Origin of the sequence: Gorillibacterium sp. CAU 1737, assembly GCF_039888655.1 — a bacterium.
GTDB lineage: Bacteria > Bacillota > Bacilli > Paenibacillales > NBRC-103111 > Gorillibacterium.
On record NZ_JBDQQO010000006.1, the window covers coordinates 83,774 to 106,235 of the forward strand.

Here is a 22,462-nt window from a genome sequence, read left to right on the forward strand (position 1 = left end):
GAAGCAACTCCTCATCGATAAATTTTAGTAACTTACTTTTATTTAGAATGTTATCAACAAGCACTTACTTTTGTCAAGTAACTGTGTTATGATGAAGGTGGAGATGATGACAATGCACAACTTACATCCTCTGTGCCCCAAATTTGAGGCGGCCTTTGAACTGTTTGGCAAACGCTGGACGGGCTTGATCTTGCAGGTTCTGCTTACGGGAAGCAAACGGTTCGGTGAAATTGTCGACCGCATCCCGAACATGAGCGACCGCATGCTGGCCGAACGGCTGAAGCAGCTGGAAGAGGCGGGAATCGTTACCCGTCAGGTGTATCCGGAAACACCGGTACGAATTGAATATCTGTTGACGGAGAAGGGCCGGGAGCTGGACCCCATCATGCAGGAAGTGCAAAAATGGGCGGATAAATGGATGACGCTCGCTCCCTGCTGTCCAGAAGAAGCCGCTGAGTAACCTTAGGGTGCGCGCGGCTCTCGCATACATTTGGAGCAACTGCGAATACTATCCGTGGTTGCTTTTTCTTTTTGGCAAATCCCGATTCCAAACGCCTCAATTGCTTATTATTTGTTATTAACTTGACAATGATTAGTCTATGAGGTAGGATGGCATCACGAGAACCATTCTAATCTTTCGTTTCTTAAAAAAAGGAGAGAAATCCATGTCGAAACTTCTTTATGTTGTTGCACACCCTCATGATGAGAAAGCTTCTTACAGCGTTGCAGTCGGCAACGAATTCCTGAATGCCTACAAAGCGGCTAACCCGCAAGATGAAGTGGTCGTTCTTGACCTGTATCGCCTTGACATCCCGCAGATCGATAACGATGTATTCAGCGGCTGGGGCAAGCTGGCTCAAGGAAGCGCATTTGATGCCCTCACCGATGCTGAGCAAAAGAAGGTTGCCCGCCTCGGAGAGCTCGTCGATCAATTCGTCGGCTTCGACCGTTACGTGTTCGTAACCCCGATGTGGAACCTGAGCTTCCCTCCTGTTCTGAAGGCGTACATTGATGCCGTAAGCGTAGCAGGCAAGACGTTCAAGTACACCGCAGAAGGTCCTGTAGGCTTGTTGACCGGCGACCGCAAGGTTCTGCACGTTCAAGCAGCCGGCGGCTTCTACTCCCAAGGCGCTGGTGCCGAAATGGAAATGGGCGACCGTTACCTCCGCACCATCACGGCGTTCTACGGCATTCAAAACTACGAGCTGCTTCGTGTCGAAGGCATGGCGTATGTACCGGAGAAGGCTGCTGAAATCAAGGCAGAAGCCATCGAACGCGCCAAGAAGCTGGCCACCACGTTCTAAACAAGTCGAATATCGCAAGAAGCCTCCTGTCACCGCATATGCGGCGAACGAGGAGGCTTCTTTTTATGGGTAACGATTAGATGCGGCGCTCTTCCCGAACCGAGGAACCGGGGTCGCGTTGGAGCTCGGTTTTGTATTCCACCAAACCAATCTCGCAGTTCGGTCCGATGGTTACGTAATTGCCGCGAACCACGTGGGCTCGTGTCGCTTCCAGAACGACATGATCCCCCTCGATCACATTTGCGGTGAGCCGATCGCTGATGCCGATGAAGTCCTTGACCACCTTGCCCAAGCCGCTTCCCATAAACGAGCGCTTGACCTGGATGGTTTCTCCACCGATCTCCTGTGCTTCGCTCGAGCCATGGAGCGTAAGCTCCAGCTTCTCTACATTCAGCAGGCCATCTACGCGGAATTTTCCATTGCAGGCAAGGGTCTCGGCGTCCATCTTCCCGCCTACCGACAGACTGCCGCGAATGTCTACCCGATCGACCGTAACTTGCCCATTGAACCGGGTATGGCCGTCAACCCGAAGCTCCTGCCCTTGAAAGGAGCCGTTTACCGTCGAGGACCCGTGAACCACCAACTGGTTTACGTTCGCGCTGCCTTCGATGATTGAGCTGCCATTGACCTGGCAATAATCAGCCCGCACCTCACCAACCAGCCGGGACCGACCGTTTGTCGTAAGATTGCGGCATTGGAGACCCCCGTTCACTTTGCCATGTCCGTTGATTTCAACGTTCTCATAGGTACCGCCGTTTGCGCTGCCCATTCCATTGATGGAGATATGGTTGCCTTGCTCACTGATCATGCGCGTGCCCTCCCGCTCCCAATTTAAGTTTAAGCTCCTCGCTCCTCACGGCAATGGAACTGCGTGCAAGGACCCTCAGCCCGTCTTCCAGCCACAATGTGTCCCGATTTGCCGTCGCCAGGACGATGGAGATTCCCAGCTTGCGCACCAAGAGCACTTCGCCGCTCAGCCCTTTTTGCTCGTTCAGCTGGGTCTGCAGGATTCCAAGCAGCTTCCTGCCTTCGTCAAGAACCATGTCTCCCCGGTCCAGGAAGCCATGAAGAATGTAAATACTAAGTAGATGGTCGAAGGATAACAGGCCGCTTGTCGAAGCGAAGACCTCTTCATACAAAGCAAGGGCTTCCTTCGAAACGATGCCGCGGCGAACCAGCTCCCACCCGTCCATTTCGATGGAGGCAGGCTCCGGAGAGAACACATCAGCCAGCTCGTCGAGCGAAAGGTCTTCCTTCATGTTCATGATTTTGGCAATGCGCTGCAGGATCTTAGCCCGCGGGAAAAAGGTCTCTTGGCCGGTAAAGGTCGATCGACGGACAAACCAATCCTCTGGAATCAGGTTTTTTCGCTTCCAGCGGTATAGCTGCCCATAAGAAATGCCTGCAAGCTCAAGCAGGTCTTTTTTGGAAATCAAGTCGTCCTCCAACAAAATCCCTCCTTGATCAAGAGCGTAACATAACACTGTTACGCATGTAAAGCGCCACAAGCCCATTGTTTGTGATATGATCGTCCTTGATATCTTTTCACCTGAAAGGAAGACTACTTTATGAAACAATCTACATCTTCATCCAAGACGTTGACTCCCGGTGAAGCTCCAGCCAAACGAAGCGCTGTCTTCATCCTCATTCTTGGCATCCTGTCCGCCTTCGGGCCGCTGTCGCTGGACATGTATCTTCCGGCGCTTCCTGTTCTCACCCGAGAGTTCGAAACGACCGCTTCGCTTGCCCAGCTCAGCATCACCGCGTGCCTCATCGGCCTCGCCTTAGGCCAACTCTTCGCCGGGCCGCTCAGTGACAAGCTCGGCCGCCGCAAGCCGCTGATCGTGTCGCTCTTCCTATACGCCGCCGCTTCTCTTCTCTGCACCTTCGCTCCTTCGATCACCACCCTGCTCGTTCTGCGGCTGCTCCAGGGAATCGGCGGCTCGGCCGGTATCGTCATCTCACGGGCGATGGCTCGCGATCTCTACGCCGGCTCCGAGCTGACCCGCTTCTTCGCCGTGCTCATGCTCGTGAACGGAACCGCACCGGTGCTTGCACCCGTGCTCGGTGGATTCCTGCTCACGCTCATGCCTTGGCGCGGCGTCTTCGTCGTGCTGGCTCTGATCGGGGTCGTCATGCTGCTCGCTGTCGCCTTCCGACTGGAAGAAACCTTGCCAGCCGAACGCCGATCTACAGGTGGACTCGTCCAAACGTTCTCCACCTTTGGACGCCTGCTCAAGGACCGCTCCTTCATGGGCTTCGCCCTCACGCAAGCCTCGACCGCCATCGCCTTGTTCAGCTATATCTCCGGCTCCTCGTTCGTGTTCCAGAATATCTATGATGTGTCGCCCCAAGGGTTCAGCATGATCTTCGCCCTGAACGGCCTGGGGATGGTTCTCGCGAGCCAGATCACCGGACGGCTCGCCGGCAGGGTGCGCACCGAGAAGCTCCTCGGCGTGTCGCTTCTTCTCATCGCATTCGGAGCAGCCGGTCTGCTCACCGCCATCCTCATGGAAGCCCCGCTCGCTTTCATCATGATTCCGCTGTTCGTCACCATCGCCTCAATCGGCGGTGTGAACATCACCTGTAACGCGCTCGCATTGGAAAACCAGAAGCAGCACGCCGGAAGCGCCTCGGCCATCCTTGGCCTGCTGCCGTACACGGCGGGAGCGCTCGCTTCTCCGCTTGTCGGAATCGCCGGTGAGTCTTCGGCGCTGCCGATGGGGCTGCTTGTCGCCGCCGCTGCTCTGCTCGCGCTGCTCTTCTTCCTGCTCACGCGCAGCCGGGGACGTCAGACGGAGGCCGCTTAAGAGGCCCCGTCGAAATAAAAAAGAGTGCCGCCGATCGCTAAGCCAGAGGGCTTAGGGGGATCGAGGCACTCTTTTTGGTGTTTTGCGAGCGAATCAATGAACGTCCTTCGCCCCGCCTTGCGCCTTCAGCAGGTCGCGGATCTCGGCAAGGAGAGCTTCCTCGCGCGAAGGAACGATCGGCTTGGCCGGCTCAACGGGCTTCTCTTTCTTGCGCTGAAGCTTCGTTAGGAGCTTGATGAACAGGAAGATGGAAAAGGCAATGATGAAGAAATCAATGGTTGTTTGCAAGAACTGACCATACTTGATCGCCGAATCCCCCACGGTATAAGACAATTCCTGAAAGTCATACCCGCCCAGCAAAATCCCTACGAGCGGCATGATGATGTCGGCTACCAGCGAGCTGACGATTTTCCCAAATGCTCCCCCGATGATGACCCCGACGGCCAGGTCGAGCACATTCCCTTTTAACGCGAATGCTTTGAACTCTTTCCACATGATCCCGACAGCCCCCTCGTCATTTCAGGACGGACTGAGCCTTCCGTTTCCCCTACTGCGGGACAACCTTGCGGCACTCAGGACAACAGCTTCAACTGCACCACCGCTAGTGTCACGAGGAAACCGGACAGGGCCACGATCGCAAACGAGCCCAGAAACCACAGAATGCGCTGTTTTCCGCGAACATCACGAAGCAGAAAAGCGTTGGCAAGCAGCCAAATCAGCAGGTAGATCGTCGCCATCGTCATGGCTGCCGCTTGTCCCCTTCGGGTTGGCGGACCCATGAACCCGTCGATTCCAATGACGGTAAAGATGAACACGAACCCTCCCGGCGCACCGATCATCAGGTTGATGACGGCCCACCACCATTTGCGATTTCGGGTCATGCTGATCGCCCCTTTTCTTAGACAAGATGGCTCAGGCGTCCCTTCTCCCCCCCATTATAGCCCATCCATTCCGGTCTGAACAGAAGCTTCCACTTCTTTGGACACCTTGCCAAAAAACACCTTCATCAGCGGCGGGGTGACGACCGTCGTGACGAGGACCACCACCACCAGAACCGTAAGCAACGAGTCCGACAGAAGCCCCGCTCCCTGGCCGATTCCGGCAAGGATAAGCGCTACTTCTCCTCGTGATACCATGGCGGAGCCGATTCCAAGCGAGCTGTTCCAGTTGAAGCCCGCCGCTCTTGCACCCAGGGCAGCTCCGACCAGCTTGGTCGCAACGGCAAGCAAACTCAAACCGAGAATGAGCCACAGCTGGGAGGCGATTCCGTCAAAGCTGACCTTGACGCCGATCAAGGTGAAGAAGACGGGGACGAAGAGGGCATAGCCGATGGTCTCCACCTTTTCCGTGACCTCGTGCTTGAACCCGGTTAGGCTGATCGCAATGCCCGCTGCATAAGCGCCAATGATAGCCGCAACGCCCGTATATTCGGCAAAATAAGCGAAACCAAAACAGAGGATGAGTGCCGCTGATATGACGGTCTCCGTGACGCGCAGCCGAGCGAATTGCTTCATCATCCAGGGAACGACCTTCCAGCCAGCAAGGATCGCGACGCCAAAGAAGAGCACCTTTTTCCCCACGATCATGCCCAGGTTTACGTCCCCTCCGGACAGGCTCATGAGGAAGGCGAGCGCGATGATGACGAGGACATCGTCAATGACCGCGGCCCCCAGGATCGTAGCCCCTTCTCTCGATTTCAACTGACCCAGCTCCTTCAGCGATTGAACCGAAATGCTCACGCTGGTCGCGGACAACAGGAGACCGAGGAAGGCGGCTTCCATCCCGGTAAGGCCCATCACACTGACGCCCGCCGCATAGCCCAAAAGGAGCGGAACGACGATGCCTGCCAGCCCCACATAGGTTGAGCTTTTGCCGGAACGCTTGAATTCGTCGATATCGGTTTCAAGCCCCGCCAAAAACATGAGCAGGATCACGCCGATCTGGCTGAACTCCTCTAAGACATGGTTGGGGGAAATGAGTCCGAAAACAGCGGGTCCGAGTATGACCCCGACGAGAAGCTTGCCGAGCACAGCAGGCTGGCGCAGCTTCAAACTAAGCTCTCCCGCCAGTTTGGAGGCGAGCACGATGATGGCAAGTTGCAGAATAAGCAAAGAAGGTCCACCTTTCTATTTAAGTTGGGTTCATTCATGATGCTGCGGCGGTCCGCCTTACCCAAAATACCGAAGGTAGATATACCCGCTGGACAGCACAATCGAGAGGATCATGAGCGGGAACCCCAGCTTCAGGTAGGGCACGAATCGAATCGGGTGGCCTTCCTTGGCGGACAATCCGGCCACCACGAGATTGGCGCTCGCGCCGATCAAGGTGCCGTTGCCTCCGAGGCATGCCCCGAGGGCCAAGCTCCACCAGAGCGGCTCCAGGTTGTGGACACCCATCTGGCCCATCTCCTGGATGAGCGGAATCATCGTTGCCACGAAGGGAATGTTGTCCATAAACGCAGACGCCAGCGCGCTCATCCAGAGGATCAGCATGGAGGCGGTGAGCGAATCGCCCCCCGTCCATTCCATCGCCTTCTTGGCGAGCTCGCCGATCACTCCCGTCTCCACGAGGCTGGCCACGAGAACGAACAATCCGATAAAGAAGAAGATTGTCATCCACTCGACCTTAGTGAACGCCTGCTCCATGGCTTTCTCACCTGTCAGCAGAAGAAGCAGGAACGCTCCGCCAAGCGCCACGGTAGCCGATTCCAGGTGGATAGCCTGATGAAGGAAGAAGCCGAGGATCGTGACGGCGAGGACCGAGAGACTCTTCACGAGCAGTCGCCGGTTTGTGATCAAGCCGCTCATGTCCATCTCCAGAAGCGCTTGCTTTCGCTCAGGGGACGCCTGCAGCTGCTTGCGGAAGAGCAGGTAGAACAGAACCAGGTAAACGGCAAGCACGAGCAGAATAATCGGCGTCAGATTCTGAATGAATGCCAGAAACGTCAACTCCTTGGCCGCGCTGCCGATCATGATGTTCGGCGGGTCGCCAATCAAGGTAGCGGTTCCCCCGATGTTGGAAGCCATGATCTGGGCGAGCAGGAACGGCATCGGATTCACCTTGAGCTGCTTGGTGATGCTGAACGTAACGGGGACCAGCAGCATCACCGTCGTCACGTTGTCGAGGAAAGCCGAGCTTACGGCCGTAATCGTCGTGAGCAGGAGAAGAAGCCGCATCGGTTCTCCCTTGGCTCTTCGCGCCGCCCAAACCGCCGCGTACCGGAAGATCCCGGTATCCGCCGTGATGCTCACCAGAATCATCATGCCGATGAGAAGGCCGAGCGTGTTGAAATCGATATGCTGCAGCACCGTCTCCTGCGAGACGATGCCCGTAGCCAGGACCACGATCCCGCCCAGCATCGCCACAATCGTCCGGTGTACCTTTTCCGAGATGATCCATGCATACGTAACCAGAAAAATCCCTATTGCCCAATAAGCCTGCTGTTCCATATCCACACTCCCTATACCGTCAGCCGCACCTGTTAGAATGTCCGGCGAATGCCCAAAAAAATGCAGAAAGAGCCCGCTTTGGCAGGCTCCTCCGGTTGTTTCGCGTATTTACTTAACGCTAGTATAGTGCATCTCTGCTAGATTGTAAATCGCAGAGGTCAGGCCTCCTCGATGATCGACAGCCCCCATCTGCTTAGCCAGTTTATTCACTTTTGTGAATAGAAAAATCCTGCTTCCACTGGCTCCCTTGATTGTTCCCGCCTTTCCAATGACTCTGGATCTGATCCAACTGCAGTCTACAACAAGTTCGATCCCTGTTATGAACCCACATTGTATGGTGTCTAGTACAGGTAAATATTATTATTTGATATTCACCGACTCGCTGGCATAAGGCGGGAGTTCATGCTAAGCCCTTGAAATGGCTTCCCATTTCCATTATTAATCACACGGTAGCGCTTCTTTATATGAAAAAATATATCTCTGACTATACTGGATGTCCACCTTTAACTAGAATGTATGAAAAAGCAACACCTTTTACTAATAACAAAGGGCAGCCTTTCCTCATTGTCTTTTAGTTTTATTGGTTTCCACCAAGATGGTAGCGTCCGGGGAAATTTGTGCAGTCAACATAATCTCATCTTCATTTAATTTAATTATTTTTAGGTTCTTTTTGTTATTCATGAATACAGCCACCCTTAATTCCAAGACTCCTTCAAGCTCATCTGGAGGTTTAGGAAAGGAGATCTCCAATGTTTTCTGAGACTCCATTTGGTAGGTTGATCTCATAACCCCGTCCCCTTTAATGAATGAAGCCGTGAAAATGAATTCAGCATACACCTGATAGGATTGGGTGGAAACAGCTGGAAGAGGTTTCCCTTGATCGTCTATGTGTAGAACCGTTAGATAATGCTTTCTGATCCAAGCTTCTGGCTTAATCATGGTGATAAGCTTGTTCTCTCGGGCCGATAACTTACCAACCTCCTTAACTTCGGGCCACCCTTTGGGACTATATTTTATCACAGCTTCCCAATTAACTTCCAATGTCTGCATCTCATCTGTAGTCCACTTATGAGAGAGCTTCCCGCCTTTAGAGGTGAAGGTTTGGCTCATTGATAAGCCGTTACTGCCAATCAACGTAACGATCACATGCTCCACGATAGGGTCCCCGGAAACGATCACATGCGTTTCATTCTCAATCTTCGGGTCTGTAATGGTGATGACCTCTGGTCCAAACTGACCCAAATAGATACTGGCAGGCAAATTAAATTGAAATATATTTCTTTCGTCAAATAAAGGCAATCGAGGTTTGGGTTGACCTTCCTCCATGAAATCAATATAGCCATTGCTGTAAGTGATCATAACTTGATGAATGCCAGGAAGTTGTTCTCCATGTTTCTTCTCTAGCATTTCTTTCCACATTAGTGCGCCGCTCTCAGTGAGATTGATTTCAACGAAGTTCAGCATTGAGATAGAAGTGTGAATAGTTTCTTTCGGAAGTTCCAATTTATGCTGTTCTATCTCAATGTCCAATGGTTCGAAATTGGAGCCAATCTTTCCAAGTTCCTCTAAGCCTTTTCTCCAAGTGAACTGTTGTAACTGTATTTCCGAATCAGATACATCGATATCCGCGACGTAAGAAAGGCTTCCGCCAGTAATCTTAATTGTACTGCCGATCACCTCTTTATGAAGAACCAGGTGAAAATCATGTATTTGTGGTATTCGACGGCAAACAAACATAACATGATTATCTTCCGTTGGCCAAAAATAATAGTCCCCAACTTGGAGGGGGTGATCCGCTACAATTTTGGCATTGATGATTTTGATTCCAACACTCCTTAATTGAATGCCGTTAATCTCGAATGGTTTTATAAACTCAATGGGTTCATCAAAATGTGGATCATCTGGATGTGGAGTAAGCCCGACTTCTCGTAAAGGATCTTCCGAGTGCGGAAGAACATCCTCACCACCTCTTCGACTTCGAAGCCGATCATACAGATCGCGCCCCTCAATTACCCTGTCAGAACGAATCAACCTGCCCTCTATTTCCCGTAAGTCACCAGACCTAAAATCCCTAAAGTCATTAGGCATTTCGCTTATCTCCTTACTCAATGTTTAAGGTTCAATTGAAACCCTAACGAGCAACAATTTCAACGCCATCCTTATTTGCCAATAGATAAAGCGTGACTTTCGATAAATCGAGTTGCTGTTCATTTGATTGGATGAGATTCCCCCCAATGACGCCGAAGATGCTCATCGTTGCCGCGCTTGAGCGTCCCTGCATATCGATTGGGTAGGCAAATTCTAAGGGTTCGTTTGGTGTAACTCTCATGGATTCTTTAATGGCTGTCGATAAGTGGGGACCCGAGTATGCAATATTAACTGTCAGATAGTCATCCTTAGATACTTGGCTATGCGGGATAATTTGGTTCCCCTCTCGAATCTCCATATTTATTTTCAGTCTCCCCACCCAACTTGAGGTTTTTATCGTGAGTTGTCTGCCTTCTCGACCCTTTTCCTCCCCGCTTGTTTGGATAATAGGCCAATTGTCAGGCTTATAGTTGATTTCCGCAGTATACCGAATTACTACTTCATCCGGCTTCTGGCTTGTTACAGTATAGGTCTTATTTCCACCCTCACTAGTAAAAACAGGTGATTGTGGAGTACTGGATTGATTCTCCTCATCACTGGCGCTCCAGGAAACGCCAACGTTTTCCAACATTTCATCTGGGTCAACCACGATTGCGGCTGGATAAGAGATCTGGGTTTGAACATCAGTTATATAACTCTCATCAATACCAGCAAACAGAGCAGCTCCACCAACATCCGTATCTTGAGTAATGGATGACCACCCATCAAAATCAAGGGTTAAGTTAAGATCGACTGCGTCTTCCTTCTTAACCCACTTCATTGCAAATTTCCCTCGAGCTAAAAACCCAGAACCTCCGCCTGAAGTTGATGCAGGTTCGACTTCTGGTATTGGCTCGAATAGGAGAGCGAACCAAGACTTCAGAGCTTGATCTAAAAAAGTAGTAACAAGTTGCGATTTAAGTTGCTCAACTTCTGGAGAGCCACTACCTGTGAAATGAACACTAACTGCTCCATCCCTTTGCATATTCTCCCAAACGGTCTCAATTTCTGTCTTCACCGATACCCAACGGTTACCATAAGTTGCCTTGAATGCTGTGGAGAAATGCTCAAACGTCTTCTTGCCATCTAAACGAACTTCTGCACTAACTCGCGGCAGCCATCTTAAGTAATCATATGAGAATAGGACGCCAAAAGGTAACCCGCCCTTCTCTTTGATGCCTTGTTCACATACTTGAGCACCGAGCTCTGTTAAATCAATTAGGAAGGTATTCGTTCCGCCCTGAATACCTGCCTTGATATCATTATGAGCGCTATGGGGAGTACCTATTCTTTGGTCATACACCAGTTGGGACTTAGCGCTTTCCATACGCAAAGGTATAAAGTTTGGATTGTCGGTTTTTGCATTCCCGGAATTAAGTAGAGTAGTACGCCAACTGTCCTTCACCTTACTTAGCTCCTCTACGCTGTACTGTATCGCTGATGTGAGAGTGAATATCACAGAACCTCCTGTAATTTTATACGTGTCATCTGTCTGTTCACGATATATGAACAAAGAGAAGTGATATCTCCCGTCTGAATCTTTAGAGAGGGACGGCAGCTTCTTCGTAAAAAGAATTGTGTCTTCTCTCGAGCTCTGAAATAATTTGAAGTCACCAACATCCCAAATCACTCCAGATGTTGCAACGCCAAGCCCCTCGTTCATTGAACTTGTCAATTTGATTCACTCCTCCATAATGTTTACTGAATGTATGACCCTTGCTCATACCCATTAAAGCTTCGATTAGATTTTCGACAATATATGTCCAGGCATCACGAAGGAGCCTTTGCTCACAGTGTGGTACGAAGCATCATCTACACTTTCGATCAGAGTTAGACATGTCGGAGTTGCAGAACCCTTCCTTAGCCCTTTTTATTATCTACAAAACCAAAAAATTGAATACACTTGGTAATAATTTTACTTAAGTCGAGTAGTAAGAAGCCCTTGGCCGCCGTCTCTCACACCATCTAATATGCGAGTCCGCATTAAGGGAGTTACACTGATTAACAAAGCTCCAGGAAAGCTGCCTTTTCAGCCCTTTCGCTTCCCGGGATTCGGATGGGTGATGTTTACGTCTCGATACATTTCGCATTCACTCCTTTTATACTTAGTCATGACAAGTCAAGCACAGTCTCAAACACAAAATGCCGAAGCTTAAGGATACTGGTCGGCATCAGTGTCCATTGCTTCCATAAACACGTTTCAAACAAACCCATCATTCAAATTTCCCATCTGACTAGTTACTCTAACCAGGCTTTTATGCCTTACAACCAAAAGGAGTTGTCCAGATAACCTGGACAACTCCTTTTGGTTTACGAAGGGTTTTCTTGGCATTTCTACAGTGCGACAGGATCCGATTACGGTAGCACCACAAATTGGATGTTTCCTGCCCGATAGTCAATTTTTTCCCCAACATATGGAAAGATAATATTCTTCATGTACATACAGATACAATGCTACAAGGGTGAAAAATAGTAATGAAATAGTACAGCTATGCTACATGTTCATTCCAAGTGAAACGATCTCCCCTGCAATCATTGGTTAGTCTAAGGTTACCTATAATAGGACTTCTTATACTTTCCTCATAGCTTTTCTTCAGAGCAAATGATTTTTTGCAGAACCGGAGTGGCAATAACCCGAATTACCCACATCTCCCCCGCTTGCTTTACAGCTTATAAGCCTTCATGGCCTTGCGAATTTCCTTGATCGTCGGACGCTTGCCGTACAGGAGGACGCCCGTGCGATAAATCTTGGCGGACAGCCAGCCGAGGAACAGGATGGACAGCACCAGGATGCCGATGGACAGCCAGATCTCCCAGGTGGGGACGCCCGACATGCCGATCCGCAGGAACATGACGTTCGGTGCAAAGAACGGAATGAACGAGGTTACGCGAATGAAGGTATTGGCCGGAGCGTTGATGCCGAACAGGCCGATGTAGAAGGCCGCCAGCGACAGGAGCGTGATCGGCATGACGGCTTGGCCGAGGTCCTCCGTCCGGCTGACGATCGAGCCCATCGCCGCGTACAGGATGACATACAGGAAGAACCCGAGCAGGTAGAACAGCACGAAGTAGACATAGAGCATCGGATCGATGCTGCCAAAGTCGAGGTCATTGCTGATGAAGAAGTCACGATTGCTCGGCAGGTTCAGGTTAATCACCGCGACGAGAATGAATACGGTGATCTGCATGACGCCGAGCAGGAACATCCCGAACACCTTACCAAACATCTGCTTAAGAGGCGCGACACTGGTGATCAGCACCTCCATGACGCGGGAGCTCTTCTCGGCCGTGATTTCAGACGCGGTCATGTTGCCGTACATGGACAGGGCCATGAAGAGCAGGATCATGAGCGCATAGACGAGGATGTAGGAAACGAGCTGCTCGGAAGGCGTCTTCCCTGCCCCCGCGGTGCCGTGGCTCGGGGTGTCGGAGGAACCCGCGTCCACCTGAATCGGCTCAAAATCGACCGGCGCGTTCAGGAGGGCCACTTGCTCAGTCGTTAGCTTCAGCTCCTTCACCGTTTCACTCAGCTTGATCTCTTGCAGGGCTACCTCCAGCTTGGTGCTGGGGCCGGATTGCATGAACGTTCCCTGCGACAAGTAGCGGAACGAAGGGAACTGCCCTTCCTTGGCCGACTGGACGACGAGGAAGCCTTTGACCTCCTTGTCGAATACCTGCTTCTTGGCGAACTCTTCGTTCGCCGCCGCCGAGCCTTGATCCGGGTATTCCGCAATTGTCAGCTTGGTATCGCCCTTGTCTTTGAAATATTGAATCAGAGCAGGAGAAATGGTGGTATCCGCAAAGACGCCGACGGTAGTCGTCGATCCTTTTGAGAAGGAGGAGATGACGTTCGGTGCGTTGATCCCTGCCGCGATCAGAACGGCAAAGAGGATCGTCGTCACGAGAAACGATTTTGACTTCATGCGGTTCAAGAATGTAAATTTGAAGACCGTCCAGAACCCTCTCATTCCCCATCCCCCACTTTCTTAATAAAGATCTCCGTCAGGGTCGGCTCCAGAATCTGAAACCGGTGAATGGCCGACTGAGCCATCGCCTGCTGCAAAATCTGCTGGGCCGCTTCCGGTACGCTTACCCGAAGCTCATAGCGATTGCCCTCACTCTTCACGAGGCTTACGTGATCCAGACGATCGAGTCCGCTTACGGGAACGGCCGTCTCCAGAATAACCTTTTCCTTCGGATAAGATTGTTTAATGTCGCGAAGGTTTCCTTTCAGGACCGTCTCGGACTTATGTAAGATACAGATGTTCTGACACAGCTCCTCGACGTGATCCATCCGGTGACTGGAGAAGAGGATCGACTTTCCTTCCTCCCGCAGTTGAAGGACGGTAGCCTTGAGCAGCTCTACGTTGACCGGGTCGAGGCCGCTGAAGGGTTCGTCGAGAATCAGGATATCCGGGTTATGAATGACCGACGCGATGAATTGAATCTTTTGCTGATTGCCCTTCGAGAGCTCCTCGACCTTCTTGTTGTAATACTCCGGGACACCGAAGCGCTCCAACCAGTCCTTGAGGTCTTTGTCGGCGGTCTTCCGGGAGACGCCGCGCAGCTCGGCAAAATAAAGAATCTGCTCGCTAACCTTCGTCTTGGGATACAAGCCGCGTTCTTCCGGTAGGTAGCCGAGCCGCTTCAGCAATTCGTTGGAATAGGGCTTGCCGTTGTAGAGGATCTTGCCTTCATCCGGGTAGATCAGGCCCAGCACCATACGCATGGTCGTGGTCTTGCCTGCCCCGTTGCCTCCGAGCAGTCCGAAGATTTCTCCCCTCTGAACATCGAGCGAGATTCCGTTAACGGCCGTCTTCTCGGCGTAGCGCTTGGTGACCTTATCAAGCTGTAGAACCGTCATTGTCTGCCTCCCCTTCATCATGGTTACTCTCTTCTTACGTTGGCTTCCTGCAAAATGATTCAGAAACAAGCCGCTTCTCTATCGTATCGGAAGTCGGCAAGGTTTGCCAATACGAATAGAGGATGTTGGATGGAAAAACGAACAGCAAAAAGCAGGCGGCCCGCTGGACCGCCTGCCTGCTTCCTTGCTAAACTGACCGCTTATTTGCTTTCTTGTTGCGCCTTGTAGGCATCCAGCTGCTTTTGCAGCTCCGCCTTCACCTTGTCATAGCCTGCCGTCTTCAGCTTGGCGCGGAATTCGTCGACCGCCTTCACCGGGTCGCCGGCTTTTCCGTAGGCGATGGCCGGTCCAAGCTCGGAGGATACTTGGGAGATTGCCGTCAGCTCGGCTTCTACGTTCGTCTTGTCGAAGACGAATTGCCCATAGAGGTACGGCTTCTTGATCTTGTCATACTGAGCGTATACATCGCCGATCTTATCCCACACCGTTACGCTCGGGATTTCGAATTTGTCCATGCGACCGCCCCAGAAATCGGAGTAGAAGGCGTCATTGGTTTCGTTGTAGCCTTCCGGAAGCACGCGCTTGCCGTCCTTGATTTCATATTGGACGCCTTCCATGCCGTAGTTGATCAAGTGGTAGATTTGTTCGTTGTTGCGGATGAGGTCATAGGCCATGAGAGCACGTTCCGGGTTTTTGCTGTGAGCGCCAAGCGAGGTGCCGCCATGGGTGATGGACAGCGACATCAGGTTGGTGCCGCGGGTGCTGTTGAAGGCGAACATCTGCAGATCAGAACCCGGCTGCTGCTTATCCATTTCCACGCGCAGGGTGCTGTACGTTTGGGTATGGTGCTGGTCGAGACCGGACAGCCCGGCCTTCAAGGCTACGCGGTTGTCGTTCTTGTTGTTCAAGGCATCCTCGCGCCAGAAGCCCTTGTCTGCCCATTCCTTCATCATCGTCGCATACTTCACCATCACATCGGAATAGATCGGTTCTGCGACGGTGTAGGGATCTTCAAAGGAATTGGCAGCGAACAGCGGGATATTGCCGGTGCTGATCGGAAGCTCCAGGTTATCCGAATAAGAGGCGTTGAAGCCGCCGAAGGTTTGAGCGCCCGAAGCCAAATCCCACGGAATTACGTCCGGCTTGTTATCCTTGATATATTGCAGGTATTTGCCAAGCGTCTCCCAATCCTTGATCGGCTCGGTAATGCCGGCTTCCTTCGCCCAGTCTCCGCGATAGAAGAAGCCGTGGTTGACCCATTGGGTATATTGATCCTCGGGAATCAAGACGATTTTGCCGTTGTACTTGCTTTGCTCCCAGTCTTCCGCTTTGACGGATTTCCAGGTTTCCGGCGCGTATTTCGGCAGGAGGTCATCGAGGTTTTTGAAGGCTCCACGCTGTGCGTTCGCCCAGGTGTCCAGCCAGTCGGTTCCGATGGTGATCAGATCGATCGATTCTCCAGAAGCGAGCAAAAGGTTGTATTTCGTTTGCCAGTCCGCCCATTCGACCCATTTCCATTCGAGCTCGGCGTTGATCTTTTCCTTCATGATCTTGTTCACTTCCGCCAATACCTTCTCAAACTGTCCATTCGTCGGCTTGTTGCCTAACACGACATAGCTGATCTTGACGAACTTGGAGGTGTCGATTCCGCCGTCGGTAGCGCTTCCATTTGTGGAGCTGGTGGACGGCTCGCTGGAGCCGTTGCTCTTGGAGCACGCAGCGAGGACGAAGATCATCACGAATACAAGCAGCAGTGCTGAAAGCCTCTTCACTTTTGCCATAAGTGTTGCCTCCCTTTTGTGTATAACGCATCTATGTGACGGCCATTTGGCGCGAACACATCAACCTTTGACAGCGCCTACCGTGATCCCCTGGATAAAGAAGCGCTGGATGAACGGGTAGAACAGGATAACCGGACCCGTGGCGATGACGGCTGTCGCCATCTTCATCGATTCAAGCGGGACATCGCGAAGCTGGACGTTGGATGCAGCAGCAGAGTTTCGGACGAAATCGGCGGTGGTGACCACATTGTAGAGGAAGAGCTGCAGAGGTCGGTATTTCACGTCTGCACTCAGAAACAGCATCGAGTTGTACCATTCGTTCCAGTAGCCGAGGGCGATGAACAGCCCGATGGTCGCGAGTGCCGGCGTAGACATGGGCAGGATTAACTTGAGGAAGATCGTGAAGTCGCCTGCACCGTCGATCTTCGCCGATTCCGTGATGGCGTGGGGGATCGAACGAATGAAGCTTTTCATCATGATGATGAGGAAGGGACTCAGCAAGGCGGGCAGCAGAACCGCCAGGTAGCTGTCCTTCAGGTGAAGGTATTGGGTGATCAGCAGATAGAAAGGCACGAGCCCGCCGCTGAATAGCGTAGTGAAGTAGATGTAGAAGGAAATGTTGTTGCGGTATTCGAAGTCGGGGCGCTGAAGCGCGTACCCGGTCATCGCGACGATGAACAGCCCGATCGCCGTGCCTACCACGGTAAGCCCCACGGTGACCAGATAGGCGCCGAGAATCTGATTGGGATTCTCGAAGACGATCTTGTAAGCGAAGGTGCTGAAGTCCTTCGGCCATAGGTTAAAACCGAATTTCTTGATGGTCGACTCCGCCGTAAAGGAGGTTCCGAGCACCAGCAGGAAGGGCAGCAAGCAGCCCACGGAGAACAGGCCGATGAAGATGTAGCTGAAGACGCGGACAACTATGCTGCTTCCGTCCTTGCGGACTGGATGAGTTGCGGTTGCAGTCGCTTTTGCGGTCATGTTGCTCATGATCATCGCCTCCTAAAACAGGGAATTCTCCGGAGAGACCTTGCGGACGAACCAGTTAGCACCGAGGACCACGAAGAAGCCGAATACGGATTGATACAGGCTCACCGCGCTGCCCATCGAGAAGTTGAAGTTGGTCATCAGGGACCGGAAGACGTAGGTTTCAATGATGTCAGTCGTTCCGTAGAGAGCCGTGTTGTTCGCCCCCACCAGGTTGAAGAACAGTCCGAAGTTCCCCTTCAGGATTCCTCCAAGCGAGAAAAGCAGCAGGATGATAAAGGTCGGCTTCAGCCAAGGCAGAATGATGTAGCGAATGCGCTGGAAGGCGTTGACTCCGTCGATCTCCGCTGCCTCTACGATCTCATTGTCCAGCCCCATGATGGCGGCGAAGTAGACGATGGAACCGTAGCCGGTCGTCTGCCAGAGGTAGGTGATCATGATGATGAAGGGCCAGATGTGCGGGTTGGAATAGGCTTTGACCGGATCCATGCCGAGCGAGGTAAGAAGCGAGTTCAGAACCCCGTAGTCATAGCTCAGGATGTTGTAGGCGATCAAGCCGACGAGTACGGCCGAGATGAAGTGCGGCAGGAACATGAGGGTTTGGGAGATTTTCTTGAACCACTTCCCTCTCATCTCATTCAGCAGGATGGCAACGGCGATCTGGGCAAAGTTTCCGAGCAAAATGAACCCGATGTTATAGATGACCGTGTTGAAGGTCAATCGCCACAGGTCGCCGGTCATGACGAGGAATCGGAAATTCTCAAAGCCGACAAAGGGGCTTTTGAAGATCCCGTCGGAGTAGTTGTATTTGATGAAGGCCAGATAGACCCCTGGCATCGGCAAGTAAGCGAAGATGAGGAAGAAGAGGATTGCGGGAAGACACATGAGCAAGAGCGTACGGTTGTTCATGAAGCGCTTCAGCTTCGAGGAACGGCTCTTCGCCCGTTCGGCTTGGCGAATTTGTGCACTGGCAGCCATAGATACTCCTCCTTGGGTGGTCGATTCGTCAAACGGGCAGCAGCTCAAGCCGCTCCAGTCGGGCGGGGGCTTCCGGGTTGACGGCTTCCAGCAGCAGGACCACCTGCTCGGAGGAAGCATGGAACCAGGCTCCGGGCAAGTAGAACGAATCGGGGCTTCCGCCGGTCATCCGCGGCCGTTCGTTTCCGCCGGGAAGCCACAGCCTGCCTACGGCGCGGCCGGCAAACAAGGCCGTCACCTTCACGTGCTCGCCGGCGACCTTCACCCGATAACCGGCTCCAGAGGAAGAAGCGGGCACGGTTCCGCTCAGCCATGCGACTTCACCCGGCGTAAGCTCGATCGGAAGGCGAACTGCAAGGGCTTCCTTCTGAACCGAGGCAGCGTGTGCGAGCAGCTCCGGCTCTTCGGCTCCCCCGATGCGCCAGTCGGTCAGCTCAAGCGCTTCATAAAGATGCACGCTTCCTCCAGCCTGACCGAGCGACCGCTCGAGAACCACTTGAATCGCCGCTGCTTCTCCAGGCACCACATAGGGGGTGATGGCAACGAACGGATCGAACGGGTGGATGATGCCTGCTTCCTGTCCATTTACGGTGAGGCGTGCTATTCCTTGCAGCCCGCGGAATTCCAAGGTCCAGGAATCCGCATCCGACCGGATCGGAATGGACCGGCGGAACACTTCCCGGGACGGATGGCCCGGGGACAGCCAACCGCCGAAGGCAACCATCGGCCGGAAGGGGACACTCGCGACTCCCTCCTCGGCAAGCGGCGTCATCTGCCAGTTACTGCTGAGGTCGCGCACGGCAAGGACAGCCGCTGCTCCGTGAAGCCCCTTCCGGGAATCGATGCGAATGGCGGGCAAGCGGGCATCATCGAAATTCGAATGCCCCCATATCTCCGTCCGCACGGTCAGCTTCTCCCCGGCTCCCTTCTCCCCAAGCGGCAGATAACGACTCCCGCCGCCGGGGACAATGGTTCCCAAGTAACTCTCTCCCGCGTAGACAGAAGCCACATCGCTTACGCCGCGAAGCAGTAGGCCTTCCGCGATACGCTGTCTCTCGGAGAGAGCGCTTTCATACCAGCTGTAGCCTCGGTAGATTCCGGCATCCTCCAAAGGAATGGCTCTCTCCTGCTGCCCTCCTCCCCTCACCGTTGGGAGTGCTTCCTGCGGCTGTGCTGCTGCGAGCCTCCAATCCGCATCCCAAGCGATCGGCGCTTGCGGCGCGAAGGTCGGTTCGATCCGCTGCACTTCGCCAGTGGGAAGATGCTTCTCCGCGAAGAGCGCTTGCCGGCGCGTCCCCACGACGAGGATCAGGCGCTTGCCCTCAGCCGTTGCAAAGGAGAGGCTTGCTCCGCCCTCCGCATCATCCAGCTCGATTCGCCAGCCCTCTTGGCATTCTTCCACTCGAACCCCTGTGCTGGCGAGCAAGCTTGTTCCGCTCAGGTGGAGCTTCAGTTCACCCGGACCTTCGAGGTGGAACGCGAGCAGCAGGTCTTCCGGTCCGGAGCTTGCATGATAGAGCTCTGCCGTGGAGCTGAGCGCTCCTTCGATTCCCCATGGGGCCATCGGGACGGCTACCGGAAGGGCAAGGGAACGACCGGCGGCCAATGAAACAACCTCACCTTCGGGATAGCGACGGCCGTCGTCGTGTTCAAGCACGAGGCTCTTCTCTACCTCTTCCAGGTTGGTGACAAACACGAGTTCTCCGCCGCCCGGAAGCGAAAGGGTGCGAACCGCGACTCCTGCGACGCTTGCCTTCCAAGCGGTTGCAGCTCCTGCCGATGCTCGGGCAAGCCGTTCTCCGTAGCTTTGAATCAGCCTGCGCAGCAGCCGTCCTTCATAAGCTTCCTCGCGGATATGCCCTTCCGGCGAAATCATGCCGGCAAAATCGTAGTCCGTTGTCAGGAAGGCAAGAGGCTCTCCCCAGTTGTTCGTGGAGGTGGTGAACCCAAAATCGGTTCCGGATACCTGCAGGTAGGGACCGAGCAGTTTGGCTCCGCCGGAGAGGAGCCTTCGGAGGAGGTAATGGCTTCGATTCGTCTCCGTGACGAGGAGCGGATAACCAAGTCCGGCGAGTGCTTCCCGATACGCGCTCACTTTATCATCAAATTCGGGATCGGCGTCATTCGGGTAAAAATTGCAGGTAGGCGTTACTCCTTCCACATGTCCGCTCGCTTCAGCAAGTCCGCCCTGCCCGGCACAAGCGACCAACGGCACGCTCAAGCCGTGAGCCTTAGCCATATCCCGCAGCGCCGCAATGTAAGCCTTTGGATCAGGACAAGCATAGAAATCCAACTCGTTCTCCAACTGGACGGCGATAACAGTCCCTTTTCGGCCGAGCTCATAATCGCGAAGGATCGGCAGAATCCGGTCGAACCAGAGGTTGACGTAGCCCAGATAAGCGGGGTCTGCGGATCGGATCGCGAGTCCCGGCTTCGCCAGCAAGTAGGCCGGCAAAGCCCCTCCATCCCATTCCGAGCAGATGTATGGGCCCGGGCGAGCGACCACCCAGATCCCGACTTCCGCAGCGGTCTGCAGGAACGCTTCCACGTCCCGCTCCCCTGAGAAGTCCCACTGTCCTTCGCTCATCTCGTGATAATTCCAAGGGAAGTACACATCGATGCTGTTATACCCGAACGCTTTCACCTGCTCCATCCGCTCCCGCCAATAAGCTCGGGGGATTCGGAAATAAAACAGGGAGGCGCTCATGAGAATCTCCGGGGTTCCCTGAATCGAAAGTCGATCGGGAGCCAGTTCCACTACCGCAGGTGCCAATACTCCGTTATCCATCAGTTCTCTCCTCACTCAGGCTTCATGGATGCAGCCACCAGATAGTAACCGGTTTCATGAAACCCGTTTCATTATGAGTAAAAAAAGACGCAGGACCTTTTCTCCAGTACAATCGAATAACCATCGGGAGGGGCGGCACTGCTCGTTTGGGTCCAGCATTTGGATGTAACGGGTTACAGTTTTTGCAAAATGTAAGTGCTTACACGTAAAATGTACCTCTAGGCGATGCTCCTTGTCAATAACTTTTCGCAAAAATTAGAACGCAATTTCCTTCACGTTCTTAACGGCCGAGAGGCGGTCGTTCCCCGCACTTTCAGCTCCGGCTTGAGCGTCACGGTCAGCGGTGTCTTCTCCTTCGAGATCACGCGATGGAGCATCAATGCGGCTGTATGCCCCAGCTCCTCCGCCTTCAGCGATACTGTCGTCAGCTCCGGGATGCTGTTGACCGAGAACGGAATGTCGTCGTAGCCCGTGATCGAAAGCTCGTCGGGAATGCGGACTCCCGCTTGATTGGCCGCCTTAAGAGCCCCGATGGCCACCAGGTCGTTCATGCAGACGATGGCGGTCGGACGAACCGGTTGGCGGAGCAGCTGCTCGGTGAACAGCCGGCCCTTCTCCACGGTAAATCCTCCGTGCAGAAGCCAGTCCGGGTTCACGGCAAGCCCATTGTCCTTCATGGTTTTCAAGAATCCCTGCTTGCGCTGGACGGTATTGGTCATGCCCAAATAACCGCCGATAAGCGCAATATCCGTGTGGCCGAGGTCGATGAGGTGCTGCGTAGCCAGGGAAGCGCCGAGCCGCTCATCTGCCATGACGCGATGAATGCGCGTTCCCGGCAGGTTGCCGTTGATCAACACCAAGGGAACCCGCTTGCCAGCCTCCAGCACGTCCTGAACGAGATCGGGCTGCGGCCGTGCCAAGTCGATCCTTCCGCCCAGCATGATGATGCCGTCGACCTGCTTTTCCAGCAGGACGCCGAGGTATTGCGTCTCCCGAGTGTACTGATCCACGCTGTCTTCATTCGAGGAGACGGTGTCGCACAGAAAATACGTGTACCCTCTTCTTCGGGCCTCTTTGTCGAACCCGGACAGCACCTCCGGAAAAAAGGGATTGGTGATGTCGGGCAGAATGATGCCGAGCATCCCCGTCGCTTTCTTGAAGAGGCTGCGAGCAAGGGCATTCGGTTGAAACTGATGCTTGGCGATGAGCTGATTGATCCGGTCGCGCGTCTCCTTCTTAACAGGCGCTGTATTGTTCAGCACCCGGGAAACGGTTGCAACCGAGACATTCGCTTCCTTCGCGATGTCGTAAACCGTAATGGATTTCATACCTTCACCCGCTCATGAGTTGGACATGACGTCCTTCAACTGGTAC

18 protein-coding genes are annotated in these 22,462 nt (G+C 53.4%); 3 read left to right on the plus strand and 15 right to left on the minus strand.

Translation table 11 applies throughout. The features are described 5' to 3' along the window. The first annotated feature begins 103 nt into the window (after positions 1-103). Positions 104-460: a winged helix-turn-helix transcriptional regulator gene (locus AAFN83_RS13970; protein WP_481810511.1), complete on the plus strand. Its 357-nt coding sequence runs from the start codon at positions 104-106 to the stop codon at positions 458-460. A gap of 205 nt (positions 461-665) precedes the next feature. After that, positions 666-1,304 (plus strand): FMN-dependent NADH-azoreductase, encoded by a 639-nt coding sequence (locus AAFN83_RS13975; RefSeq protein ID WP_347770371.1) that lies wholly within the window; start codon positions 666-668, stop codon positions 1,302-1,304. A 76-nt stretch (positions 1,305-1,380) separates the two neighbouring features. On the opposite strand, the gene AAFN83_RS13980 is transcribed toward AAFN83_RS13975, so the two are convergent. Next, on the minus strand, positions 1,381-2,112 hold the full coding sequence (locus AAFN83_RS13980) for a hypothetical protein (protein WP_347770373.1): 732 nt from the start codon (positions 2,110-2,112) through the stop codon (positions 1,381-1,383). Beyond that, entirely contained in the window at positions 2,102-2,752 is a 651-nt protein-coding gene (locus AAFN83_RS13985) for a YhbD family protein (RefSeq protein WP_347770375.1), read from the minus strand. The genes AAFN83_RS13980 and AAFN83_RS13985 overlap by 11 nt, the downstream gene beginning before the upstream one ends. 120 nt (positions 2,753-2,872) lie before the next feature. Here AAFN83_RS13985 and AAFN83_RS13990 point away from each other — a divergent pair, with 120 nt between their 5' ends. Continuing rightward, positions 2,873-4,114, plus strand: a complete 1,242-nt coding sequence (locus AAFN83_RS13990; RefSeq protein ID WP_347770377.1) for a multidrug effflux MFS transporter — start codon at positions 2,873-2,875, stop codon at positions 4,112-4,114. Positions 4,115-4,207: 93 nt separating this feature from the next. On the opposite strand, the gene mscL is transcribed toward AAFN83_RS13990, so the two are convergent. The 13 genes from mscL to AAFN83_RS14055 all read right to left on the minus strand — a co-directional run bounded on the left by mscL (position 4,208) and on the right by AAFN83_RS14055 (position 22,416). Then, positions 4,208-4,609: a large conductance mechanosensitive channel protein MscL gene (gene mscL / locus AAFN83_RS13995; protein ID WP_347770379.1), complete on the minus strand. Its 402-nt coding sequence runs from the start codon at positions 4,607-4,609 to the stop codon at positions 4,208-4,210. A 77-nt stretch (positions 4,610-4,686) separates the two neighbouring features. After that, entirely contained in the window at positions 4,687-4,995 is a 309-nt protein-coding gene (locus tag AAFN83_RS14000) for a hypothetical protein (RefSeq protein WP_347770381.1), read from the minus strand. A 54-nt stretch (positions 4,996-5,049) separates the two neighbouring features. Further along, the gene (locus AAFN83_RS14005; protein ID WP_347770383.1) at positions 5,050-6,225 is read right to left on the minus strand and encodes a cation:proton antiporter; all 1,176 of its coding nucleotides are present in this window, start codon (positions 6,223-6,225) and stop codon (positions 5,050-5,052) included. 57 nt (positions 6,226-6,282) lie between these two features. After that, positions 6,283-7,563, minus strand: a complete 1,281-nt coding sequence (locus AAFN83_RS14010; RefSeq protein WP_347770385.1) for an ArsB/NhaD family transporter — start codon at positions 7,561-7,563, stop codon at positions 6,283-6,285. Between the two features lie 561 nt (positions 7,564-8,124). Next, positions 8,125-9,651, minus strand: a complete 1,527-nt coding sequence (locus tag AAFN83_RS14015; RefSeq protein WP_347770387.1) for a hypothetical protein — start codon at positions 9,649-9,651, stop codon at positions 8,125-8,127. Between the two features lie 43 nt (positions 9,652-9,694). Beyond that, positions 9,695-11,365 (minus strand): hypothetical protein, encoded by a 1,671-nt coding sequence (locus AAFN83_RS14020; RefSeq protein WP_347770389.1) that lies wholly within the window; start codon positions 11,363-11,365, stop codon positions 9,695-9,697. A gap of 988 nt (positions 11,366-12,353) precedes the next feature. After that, entirely contained in the window at positions 12,354-13,658 is a 1,305-nt protein-coding gene (locus AAFN83_RS14025) for an ABC transporter permease (RefSeq protein WP_347770391.1), read from the minus strand. Then, positions 13,655-14,554 carry an ABC transporter ATP-binding protein gene (locus tag AAFN83_RS14030; protein WP_347770393.1) on the minus strand — a complete coding sequence of 300 codons (900 nt, stop codon included), beginning with the start codon at positions 14,552-14,554 and terminating at the stop codon, positions 13,655-13,657. Before AAFN83_RS14030 ends, AAFN83_RS14025 begins: the two co-directional genes overlap by 4 nt. Before the next feature lie 200 nt (positions 14,555-14,754). After that, positions 14,755-16,335 carry a DUF3502 domain-containing protein gene (locus tag AAFN83_RS14035; RefSeq protein ID WP_347770395.1) on the minus strand — a complete coding sequence of 527 codons (1,581 nt, stop codon included), beginning with the start codon at positions 16,333-16,335 and terminating at the stop codon, positions 14,755-14,757. Positions 16,336-16,395: 60 nt separating this feature from the next. After that, positions 16,396-17,316: a carbohydrate ABC transporter permease gene (locus tag AAFN83_RS14040; RefSeq protein WP_347770758.1), complete on the minus strand. Its 921-nt coding sequence runs from the start codon at positions 17,314-17,316 to the stop codon at positions 16,396-16,398. 21 nt (positions 17,317-17,337) lie between these two features. Then, a complete protein-coding gene (locus AAFN83_RS14045) occupies positions 17,338-18,300 on the minus strand; it encodes an ABC transporter permease (protein WP_347770397.1) in 963 nt (320 codons plus the stop codon). A 28-nt stretch (positions 18,301-18,328) separates the two neighbouring features. Next, positions 18,329-21,088, minus strand: a complete 2,760-nt coding sequence (locus AAFN83_RS14050; protein ID WP_347770399.1) for a beta-galactosidase — start codon at positions 21,086-21,088, stop codon at positions 18,329-18,331. A 272-nt stretch (positions 21,089-21,360) separates the two neighbouring features. Then, positions 21,361-22,416: a LacI family DNA-binding transcriptional regulator gene (locus AAFN83_RS14055; RefSeq protein ID WP_347770401.1), complete on the minus strand. Its 1,056-nt coding sequence runs from the start codon at positions 22,414-22,416 to the stop codon at positions 21,361-21,363. Positions 22,417-22,462: the final 46 nt, after the last annotated feature.